This window comes from Streptomyces sp. 11-1-2, from assembly GCF_003595545.1.
Lineage (GTDB): Bacteria > Actinomycetota > Actinomycetes > Streptomycetales > Streptomycetaceae > Streptomyces > Streptomyces hygroscopicus_B.
The window spans coordinates 9,877,424-9,887,934 of sequence record NZ_CP022545.1 but is presented as its reverse complement, the minus strand read 5'-3'; the positions used below and the strand labels follow the sequence as shown (position 1 = coordinate 9,887,934).

Here is a 10,511-nt window from a genome sequence, read left to right as displayed (position 1 = left end):
AGACTCTTCTCTCAGTTGAGATACGACGCGACTGGACTGACCATGATCCGGAAGTCGACGGTATGGGCTCGGGAGTCGCCTCAACCACCCCTAACCGTCGGTACCCCTAACCGCGGGTATAGGGGTGGTCACCTCTTCTTGAGAGGTTCCCACCAACCGCGGTGTGTCATGTACCACTTGGCGGTTTCCGCGAGGCCGTTCTCGAACGACATCTCGGGACGGTATCCCAGTTCGGCGGAGATTTTCGCGATGTCCACCGAGTAACGGCGGTCATGGCCCTTGCGGTCGGGCACCCTCTCGACCATCGACCGGTCGGCGCCGAGGAGTTCGAGCAGCCGTTCCGTCAGTTCCAGATTGGTCAGTTCGGTGCCGCCGCCGATGTTGTAGACCTCTCCCGGGCGGCCGTTCTCGGCGACCAGGGCGATACCGCGGCAGTGGTCGTCCACATGCAGCCAGTCCCGGACGTTTCCGCCGTCACCGTAGAGCGGCACCGGTTTGCCGTCCATGAGGTTGGTGACAAAGAGCGGAATGACCTTCTCGGGGTGCTGGTACGGGCCGTAGTTGTTGGAGCAGCGGGTCACGCAGACGGGCAGTCCATGGGTGCGGTGGAAGGCCCTGGCCAGCAGATCGGAGGATGCCTTGGACGCGGAATACGGCGAGTTGGGCTCCAGCGGTTCCTCTTCGCTCCAGGAGCCGCTTTCGATGGAGCCGTAGACCTCGTCCGTGGAGACGTGGACGAATTTTCCGACCGCCGCGTTCGCGGCCGCGTTGAGGAGCGTATGCGTGCCCAGAACATTGGTGCGCACGAATTCCTCGGCGCCGGATATCGAGCGGTCGACATGCGATTCCGCGGCGAAGTGCACCACCAGATCGGTGCCGCGCAGCAGCTCGCCGACGAGCTCGCCGTCGCAGATGTCGCCGCGGACGAAGCGCAGCCGGGGGCTGTCGGCGACCTCGGCCAAGTTGGCCTCGTTGCCCGCGTAGGTGAGCTTGTCGACCACCACGACCTGGGCGTCCGCCCAGGCGGCGTACGCCCCTGTCAACGTCTGCCGGACGAAGTGGGAGCCGATGAAGCCCGCGCCGCCGGTCACAACTATGCGCACTGGAGACAACCCTTCAGCGATGATTGGCCGCGATATCCATCAGATATTTTCCGTAGTCCGTCTTGCCGAGTTCGACACCGAGCTCATAGCAGGCGGCCGCGTCGATGAAACCCATGCGGAAGGCTATCTCCTCGAGACAGGCGATCCGCACTCCCTGGCGCTGTTCCAGAAGCTGCACATACTGGCCCGCCTGCAGCAGCGAGTCATGAGTTCCGGTGTCCAGCCAGGCGAATCCGCGGCCCAGCCCGACCAGTCTGGCCTTTCCGCGCTCCAGATAGACGCGATTGACGTCCGTGATCTCCAGTTCACCGCGCGCGGAGGGCTGTACGTTCTTGGCGATGTCCACGACGTCGTTGTCGTAGAGATACAGACCGGTGATCGCCAGATTGGACTGGGGAGCGGCCGGCTTCTCCTCGAGGGAGATCAGCCGGCCCTGCTCGTCCATTTCCCCGACACCATAGCGCTCGGGGTCCTTGACTCCGTAGCCGAAAAGCACACAGCCGTCGACATGGCTTGCCTCGTTGTGCAGCATCTTCGAAAACCCGGGCCCGTGGAAGATGTTGTCGCCCAGGACCAGCGCCACCTGGTCGTCGCCGATGAACTCGGCTCCGATGATGAATGCCTCGGCGATGCCATTGGCCTCGGGCTGTTCGGCGTACTCGATCGAAAGGCCCAGCCGGCGGCCGTCGCCGAGGAGTGCGCGGAACAGCCCCACATGGAGCGGGGTGGAAATGATCTGGATTTCCCTGACGCCGCCGAGCATGAGCACCGACAGCGGGTAATAGATCATCGGTTTGTTGTAGACGGGAAGGATCTGCTTCGACACCGCATGTGTCAAAGGATGCAGTCGGGTACCGCTTCCTCCGGCGAGGACTATGCCCTTCATGCGGCCAGAAGCTATCAACGCGGTCGGCCCGCGCTCCAGGTCTGCCGCGGCGATAGGGGGGTAATCAGGGGTGGTCTTGGAACAGGGGTGGCATCATGCGGCCACCCCTTCCGCGGGACCTCGCCCCGTCAGCGCTCAGGCGATTTCATCCACCTGGGCCCGCAGCGCGGTCGGCAGCTGCTGGCGACTCCTGATATTCAGCTTGCGGTACACCCGCGTCAAATGCTGTTCAACTGTGCTGATGGTGATGAAGAGGCTGGCGGCTATTTCCCGGTTCGTATAGCCGTCCACCGCCAGGGCGGCGACCCGGGCCTCGGATTCGCTGAGCTTCGTCCCCAGGGACGGCGGCACCGCCGGTTTCGGGCCGAGCGGTCCGGACACCGGCCGCACCACCGGCCGTGGATCGCGGGCCTCCAGACCGGAGTCGAGGCGGATCCGGTCACACAGCTCCTCGGCGCCGCACTCCTTGGCCATCCGCCAGGCCCGGCCGGTGATGGCGTCGGCCCGTCCGAGCTCCCCCGAGCCGCGCAGCGTACGGCCCAGGTCGTCCAGCGCCCGGGCCAGCTCCAGCCGGTCGCCGGAGCACTGCAGCTCCTCCACGGCCTGGCCGAGCAGCCGGGACCTGTTGTCGATGTCGCCCGCGGCGGCCAGTAACCGCAGGGAGACGCCGCGGACCCGGGAATCCCCGGCGCCGTTCCTGGCCAGCTGCTCGGAGACCAGGTTCGCGGCCTTCTCCCGGTCGCCGAGCTCCAGCCACGCCTCGGCGGCGTCGGAGCGCCAGGGCAGCAGCGCGGGCTGGTCGAGCTCCCACAGCTGGGCGAGCCGGCCGGCCATCAGGAATTCGCCGAGCGCCGCGTTGATGCGGTTGGTGGCCAGGTAGTAGCGGCCGCGGGCGCGGGTGTAGCCGAGTCCGTAGATGCTCTTGAACAGCGCCTCGGGGACCGGGCGGCTCAGCTGCCGCGCCGCCGCGTCGTACTTGCCCATCGCCGTGTACGCGAGGATCTGGCTGGCCAGCGGACCGCCGATGAAGACGCTTCCGTCGCTGCCGGGCACGATGTCCAGGGCGGTGGTCGCATAGGCCGCCGACTCCACGAGGTTGCCCTGCCGCAGGGCGATCTCGGCCCGGATCGAGGCGAAGATGGCCCGCCAGCCCGGTGCCCGGCGCCGCTCGGCCTCCTCCATCAGCGAATCGCACCACGGCGCCGCCTTGTCCGGGCGGCCCGCGTACACCAGCGCGTTCACCGAGTTGACGATGGGTTCGAAGGTGGCGTCGGTGAGCGGCGAGACCTCGAGCACCTTCTCCGCCGCGGCGACCGGCGACTCCTCGCTCCCCCCGCGGCCGAAGAAGCCGCTGAACGCCGCCGTGATCGTCGATAGCGAGGAGGGTCTGCGGGATCTGAGCGAGGTACGGGAGGCGCCGTCCTCGCCCTGGCGCGCCGCGGCCCCGGGGCCGCGGTCCGGCGCACCGGCGTCCTGGGCCCAGCGGGCGGTCATCCGGAAGTGGGCCATCGAGGTGGGCCCCGCGTTGCTCATGACGGCGTTGAGCCGGCCGATGGCACCGCGCGCCTCCTCGATCCGGCCGTGGGCGAGCAACAGCTCGATCAGCCGCCCGATATGGGAGGCGGGCAGCCGGTCGGCGCACAGCGCGGCCAGCGGCTCCTCCAGCATCCGCTCGGACGCCGAGGGGTTCAGCCGCCACATGATCCCGGCGGTGCCGATCCTGATGCCGGCCCGCAGCTCCTCGTCCTGGCAGGCCGCGTACGCCAGCTCCAGGCAGGCGACCGCCAGCTTGGCGTCGTCCTCGGCGAGCGCCTGCTGCGCGGCGTCCCGCAGCAGCGGCACCGCCCAGGGCTCGTCGGCGGCCTGGGCGGCGAGCAGATGGCGGGCCACGGCGAGGGTGGCCCCGCCACCCTGGTGCAGCAGGACGGCGGCGCGGCGGTTCATGTCCAGCCGGACCTCGGGGTCCATGTCCTCCAGCACCGCGGCCTCGACATACGGGTGGCGGAAGGCGAGGCCGTCGACGAGGCCCGCCGCGTCCAGCGCGGCGACTCCGCGCCGGGTTCCGGCGGAGCCGATGCGCAGCAGCCGGCCGAGGAGTTCGGAGGAGGCGGACGCGCCGAGCACCGCGATGCCCTCGGCGAGCCGGGAGACGGTGTGCCCGCTGCGGTAGACGCACGTGAGCACGGCCTGGACGAACATGTCGCCCACCACGGGTTCCACGGCGCGACCGTGCCGTGGAGGCGCCCCGGCGGTGCGGTAATCGTCTATCACCGCGCGTAGCAACAACGGATTTCCGCCGCTCACCTCATACCAGCTGTAGGCCACATCGGCCGTATCCGGAAGTCCCAGACGGGTGGTCAGCAGATGTGCGGTCTCCTCCCAGGACAGCCTCTCCAGCCGCAGCCGCTGGAAATTGGGCTGGCGCAGCAGTTCGGTATTGAAGACGGCGTCTTTCTGATCGCTGTCCGTCGCCTGTGCGAACACCATGAGCAGTTTGGCGGAGTGTGAACGGGTCGCCAGATACAGCAGGTACTGGAGTGACTCCGCGTCGACGAGCTGTAGTTCGTCGACGCAGATCACCACCGGTTCACGGGAGGCGAGTTCACACAGCGCGGCACGGAACTCCCGGGCTCCCTGAATATGCGGCGGGGTCACGCCGGCGGGGTCGCCACCAGGGGTTTCGCGGGGCTGTGCGGCGTCGAGGGCGCCCTGGTCGAGCGCCTCGCGCAGATGGTCGGCGGTCGCCTTGGGCAGCCGGGGCGAGTCCAGAAGCTGGCGCAGTGTGCCGAGTGGAGCCCGGTCGGCCGACGTTCCGTATGCCTTGAGGACGAGGGCTCCGGCCTTCGCCGCATGGGCCGTGACGGCTTCGAGCGTATAGGTCTTGCCGCAGCCGACCGCACCCTCGACGAGCACGATGCCCGCTTCCCCGGACAGGCACCGGGAAAACGCCCGGCGAAGTCTCTCGAATTGTGCGTCGAATTGTCTGGCTCTGGCCGATGAAAATACCATTGCTCGCACCCCCGAATGCGACGCGAAGCACTGCTCACGGCAGCCCGCACGACTTCCAGCAAGCTATACGCCCACCTGCCACGCCACCATCGCCGCACGTAAAATCATCGTTAACGAATTACCAATTCTGAGCGGACTGCCCGACGATCGACAAAATCGATGCGATCGAGCCGGCCCCTACCTGGGGCAACACCGCGGAGCCGAAGTGCACCAACACCCTGACAACCCTGCGCCACCCCCGTTCACGTGGGCATTTGTTCGGAGGGGCCAGCATACACGAGACCCCCTAGCAGCACCCGGGGCAGCTCATGACATCCTTGACTTCGGCACTAAGTGGTCATCGATTGAGGCACCCCGGGATCCCCTTCGAACATTTATTTGCCCGTTTTGAGCGCTAATGCGATTCTTATGTCTGTTGCCACTGGTAACCGCAAGCGATTCGCCGGGAATTCTCATGCCATAAAGCGGACAGAGACGTGGCGCGCCAATCCCTGTCACAATGAATTCCGCAGCCACGCATCCAACCCACACATCCAGCCATTGGACTATTCCAATGGCACGTGCATACCCATTGTCATCGCTCGTGGAGGTGCAGCCCCCTGCCGCCCTTGCGGCCCAGGTGACCCGCCTCGACCAGCCGCTCCAGATGGCGGGCCGGCGCCAGGGCCGGATCCCGGAAGGTGCCGTGCAGGGTGCGCTGGATGGCGAGGGAGACATCGAGCCCGATCACATCCAGCAGACGCAGCGGACCCATCGGATAGCCCTGCCCGGCCGCCATCACCGTGTCGATGTCCGCGGCGGTGGCCCAGCCCTCCTGAACCATCGCCACCGCGCTGTTCAGATAGGGAAAGAGCAGGGCGTTGACGATGAAACCGGCCCGGTCCGGGCAGTCCACCGCACGCTTGCCGAGCGCCGCGGCCACCGCGTGCGCCGTGCCCAGCGCCTCCTTGGAGGTGAGCACGGTGTGCACCACCTCGACCAGCCGCATCACCGGGGCGGGGTTGAAGAAGTGCATCCCGATGACGTCCTCGGGCCGCCGCGTCGCCATCGCGCACTCGATGACGGGCAGGCTCGAGGTGGAGGTGGCCAGCACCGCCCCCGGTGCGCACACCCGGTCCAGATCGGCGAAGACGGCCCGCTTGACGTCGATGTCCTCCGCCACGGCCTCGACCACCAGGTCGCAGGTGCCGAGCGCCTGAAGTTCACGTCCCGCGGTCAGCCGGTCCATCGACTCGGTGAGCAGCCCGGGCGCCAGCTTGCCGCGCCGCACCCCCCGCTCCAGCGAGCGCTCGACGGCGGCCGTGGCCTCCTTCGCGCGCAGCTCGCTCCGGGCCACCAGCACCGTCGGATAGCCGGAGCGCGCACACACCTCCGCGATGCCGACGGCCATCGTGCCCGAGCCCACCACGCCGATCCGCCGTACCGCGCGGGCCGGTACGGGCTCGCCGAGGCCGTCCCCCTCCCCGCCCCTCGCGGCCCCGCCCGCCTCGTACTCGTAGAAGCCGCGGCCCGCCTTCACCCCCAGCAGACCGGCGGTCACCATATGGGCCAGGGTGGGCGCGGGCGCGTACCGCGGATCGCCGGTGCGCTCGTACAGCGCCTCCAGGGAGTCCCGCGCGGTGTCCAGGCCCATGGCGTCGAGCTGGGCCAGCGGCCCCATCGGCAGTCCGCAGCCGAGCGTCATGGCGGTGTCGATGCTGTCGCGCGAGGCGTAGCGCCGCTCGTACATGGCCACGGCGTTGTTGAGGTACGCCATGGTGAGCGCGCCCCCGATGAAGCCCGGCCGGTCGGCCACCGGCACCGGGATCCGGCCCAGGTCGCGTACCAGTTCCCGGACGTCCGCCAGGACCGCGTCGCCGGTGAGCGGGGTGCCCACCACCTCCACCGCCCGGTCCTCGCGGTCGGGGCCCAGCGGGAAGAGGTGCAGCCCCACCGTGCGGTCGGTCCGGCCGGAGCCGAAGGCGATCTCGGTCACCGGCAGCCCGGTGGTCGTGGTGGCGAACACCGTCTCCGGCGGACAGTCGGCGTGGGCGCGGGCGAGCAGCCGCCGCTTGGTCTCCAGCCGTTCGGGGACCGCCTCGACCACCAGATCGGCCCGTGCGGCCGCCGCGGGGTCGGTGGTGAATTCGACGGCGGATTCCGCCGCGGTCACCCGCCCCCGGCCGCGCCGCAGGGCCGCCTCGTCCCGCTCCACGGCGATCACCCGCCGACCGCTGCGGACCAGGGCGTCCACGAGGTGGCGGCCGGTGGTGCCGAGCCCGAACACCGCGACGGTGGGAAAGCGCTGTGCCATGCCGATGAGTCCTTTCACTGGCTGGGACCTTGGGTTGGTCACGAACCGCCGTGGCCGTCCTGCCACCTGACGAGCGCCGCGCCGAGCGACATCCCGCCGCCGAAACCGGCCAGCAGCAGCAACTCCCCGTCGGTGAACACGCCCTGCCGCCGGGCTTCGTCGAGCGCCAGCGGGATGGAGGCGGCGCTGGTGTTGCCGTGCTCGGCCACCGTCAGATGCGTGCGCGCCCGCGGCAGCCCGAGGTCCGGGAGCGCCTTGGCCATCAGCACGCCATTGGCCTGATGGGGAATGAAGTGATCCACGCTCGCGGCGTCCGTGCGATGCGTGGCCAGCAGGGCCCGTATCGCACGCGGCAGCTCGGCGAGAACGTACTCGCTGACCGCGCGGCCCCGCATCCGGAAGAAGTGGCCCCCGTCGGCGAGGGTCTTCTCCGACGCCGGCGCGCGGCTGCCGCCCGCCGGCACCTGGATCAGCTCGTGGAGTGCGCCGTCGCTGGTGAGCAGCGACCCGGTGAGGCCGTAGCCGGGGCGTACGGGCCCCAGCACCACCGCCCCCGCCCCGTCGCCGAAGAGCACCGCGGTGCGCCGGTCGGTACGGTCGATGATGCGGGAGTAGACATCGGCGCCGATCACCAGGGCGTACGGGGCGGGGGCGCCGGAGCCGGCCGACAGCAGCCCGGCCGCCGTCACCAGGGCGAACACGAAGCCGCTGCAGACCGCGTTGATGTCGAAGGCGGCGGCGCCCGTGGCGCCGATCCGGTGCTGCACCAGACAGGCGGTGGCGGGCTGGGGGTGATCGGGGGTCGAGGTGGCCACCACGATCCAGCCGAGCTGACCGGCGCGGATCCCGGCGTCCGCGAGGGCGGCGCGGGCCGCCTCCACGGCCAGGTCGGAGGTGGCCTCGTGGGCGGCGGCGTAACGGCGGCGCCGGATCCCGGTCTTGGCCGAGATCCACTCCGCGGTCACCCCGGCGCGCTCGGCCACCAGCTCATTGGACACGGCCTCGGCCGGCAGATAGGAGCCGGTGCCGAGGATCCCGACGGGCCGGCCGCCCGGTGTCCGGACCGGATGGTCGGTCATCTGGCTCTCCCGGCCCGCGCGGCCACCGCCGCCTTCGCCGGTGCCATCGCTGTGGTAGCTGTCCGCGGGGTTCGGCGGTGCTCGAGAAGAAGCATTGAGTGGTTCCCTCCGGATCCATGCCGGGCTTTGACGCTACGGACCGGGCACGGCACGGATAACCCCTAACCCATCACACCCCTAGGCCCCCTACCGGATGAACCCGGTCCGCCGTATGAGCCGGCGCATGGCGGGCACCCGCCCAAGGTGGTACCGATACATGCAGGCCGAAGGCAGTCCGGCTCAGGGAGCGGCCCCCATGGAGTGGTTCACCTCATCCGACTACTGGCTGAGCCGACTCGTCTTCCAACGGGGGCTGGCCGCCGTCTATCTGATCGCCTTTCTGACGGCGGCCCTGCAGGGCCGGGCGCTGCTCGGCGAGCGGGGGCTGACCCCGGTGCCGCGCTTCCTCGAGCGGGTGCCGTTCCGGCGCTCGCCCAGCCTGTTCCATCTGCACTACTCCGACCGGCTCTTCGTCTGCTGCGCCTGGCTGGGGGCCGCGCTGTCGGCCGCGCTGCTGGTGGGGGCCGCGGACCGGGCGCCCCTGGCGGTCGCGATGGTGGCGTGGCTGGTGCTGTGGCTGCTGTATCTGTCGATCGTCAACGTGGGACAGGTGTGGTACGGCTTCGGCTGGGAGTCCCTGCTGCTGGAGTCGGGGTTCCTCGCCGTCTTCCTGGGCAATGAGCACACCGCGCCACCCGTGCTCATCCTGTGGCTGCTGCGCTGGCTGCTGTTCCGGGTGGAGTTCGGCGCCGGGCTGATCAAGATCCGTGGGGACCGCTGCTGGCGGGACTTGACGTGTCTCTACTACCACCATGAGACCCAGCCGATGCCGGGGCCGCTGAGCTGGTTCTTCCACCATCTGCCGAGGCCGCTGCACCGGGCGGAGGCGGCGGCCAACCATGTGGCGCAACTGATCGTGCCGGTGCTGCTGTTCACCCCGCAACCGGTCGCGAGCGTGGCGGCGGGGATCGTCGTGGTCACCCAACTGTGGCTGGTGGCCTCCGGGAACTTCTCCTGGCTCAACTGGCTGACGATCCTGCTGGCGCTCCCGGCGGTCGACGGGCGCCGCGCCGCCGAGGTGCTGGGGCTGTCCCGGCCGCCGCCCCTCGCCGCTCCCCCGGTCTGGTACGAGGTGGTGGTGCTGGCCGCCACCGCGCTGGTGCTGGTGCTCAGCTACTGGCCGGCCCGCAATCTGCTGTCGGGCCGTCAGCTGATGAACTATTCGTTCAACCCGCTGCACCTGGTCAACACCTACGGGGCCTTCGGCAGCATCAGCCGCGGCCGGCAGGAGGTGGTGATCCAGGGCACCGGCGAGGCCGTCCTCACCCCGGACACGGTCTGGAAGGACTACGAGTTCCGGGGCAAGCCGGGCGATGTGCGGCGGAGGCCGCGCCAATACGCCCCGTACCATCTGCGGCTGGACTGGATGATGTGGTTCGCGGGGCTCTCGCCCGCCTACGCCGGGTCCTGGTTCACCCCGCTGATCGGCAAGCTGCTGGTCAACGACCGGGCGACGGTGAAGCTGCTGCGCGCCACCCCCTTCCCGGGGACGCCGCCCACCCATCTGCGCGCGCGGCTTTATCTCTACCGCTTCACCACCCCGGCGGAACGGCGGGCCACCGGGGCCTGGTGGCATCGGACCCTGCTGAGCGAGTTTCTGCCGCCGGTCAGGCTGGAGGACCACGGCTCGTCGCGGGCGTGACACCGGGCCGGGCCGACGCTCAGGCGGCGGCACCCTTCGCGTTCGGAGTCTCGGCGCCCGGCGGGGGGTTGCGCAACACGGCATAGCCGACACCGACGCCCACCGCGATCGGCCATTCCAGCACTCCGGCGAGGCCCATCGCGCCGAGGCCGAGATAGAGCGGAAGCCCGCCCTTGGCGGGCAGGATCCGCCGTGCGGTCCTGATCGGCAGCGTGACCACGCTCGCCGTGGCCATGGCGGCGCGGGGGACGGTGAAGGTGACGGTGCGGTCCTTCCCGTGGGACGCGCCCGTCCTCCGGGCGTCGGCCGTCTTGGCTGTCGTCGCTGCGCTCACGCCTTCCTCCTACCGGATGTCGCTTTGGTTACTTTATGGCGTAATTAGGTAAGTATAGGCCGAATT

7 protein-coding genes are annotated in these 10,511 nt (G+C 69.5%); 1 reads left to right on the top strand and 6 read right to left on the bottom strand.

Translation table 11 applies throughout. The features are described 5' to 3' along the window. Nucleotides 1–128: 128 nt before the first annotated feature. The 5 genes from rfbB to CGL27_RS42555 form a co-directional block, all read right to left on the bottom strand. Entirely contained in the window at nucleotides 129–1,103 is a 975-nt protein-coding gene (rfbB, locus tag CGL27_RS42575; RefSeq protein WP_119992873.1) for a dTDP-glucose 4,6-dehydratase, read from the bottom strand. 13 nt (nucleotides 1,104–1,116) lie between these two features. Continuing rightward, entirely contained in the window at nucleotides 1,117–1,989 is an 873-nt protein-coding gene (gene rfbA, locus CGL27_RS42570; protein WP_119992872.1) for a glucose-1-phosphate thymidylyltransferase RfbA, read from the bottom strand. Between the two features lie 135 nt (nucleotides 1,990–2,124). Further along, nucleotides 2,125–4,998 (bottom strand): AAA family ATPase, encoded by a 2,874-nt coding sequence (locus CGL27_RS42565; RefSeq protein WP_119992870.1) that lies wholly within the window; start codon nucleotides 4,996–4,998, stop codon nucleotides 2,125–2,127. A gap of 574 nt (nucleotides 4,999–5,572) precedes the next feature. Then, nucleotides 5,573–7,291 carry a 3-hydroxyacyl-CoA dehydrogenase gene (locus tag CGL27_RS42560; RefSeq protein WP_119992868.1) on the bottom strand — a complete coding sequence of 573 codons (1,719 nt, stop codon included), beginning with the start codon at nucleotides 7,289–7,291 and terminating at the stop codon, nucleotides 5,573–5,575. Between the two features lie 38 nt (nucleotides 7,292–7,329). Then, nucleotides 7,330–8,370: a beta-ketoacyl-ACP synthase 3 gene (locus tag CGL27_RS42555; RefSeq protein WP_119992866.1), complete on the bottom strand. Its 1,041-nt coding sequence runs from the start codon at nucleotides 8,368–8,370 to the stop codon at nucleotides 7,330–7,332. Nucleotides 8,371–8,665: 295 nt separating this feature from the next. Here CGL27_RS42555 and CGL27_RS42550 point away from each other — a divergent pair, with 295 nt between their 5' ends. Beyond that, a complete protein-coding gene (locus CGL27_RS42550; RefSeq protein ID WP_119992863.1) occupies nucleotides 8,666–10,111 on the top strand; it encodes a lipase maturation factor family protein in 1,446 nt (481 codons plus the stop codon). Between the two features lie 19 nt (nucleotides 10,112–10,130). Here CGL27_RS42550 and CGL27_RS42545 read toward each other — a convergent pair whose 3' ends face one another. Then, entirely contained in the window at nucleotides 10,131–10,445 is a 315-nt protein-coding gene (locus tag CGL27_RS42545) for a hypothetical protein (RefSeq protein ID WP_119992862.1), read from the bottom strand. Between the last annotated feature and the right edge of the window lie 66 nt (nucleotides 10,446–10,511).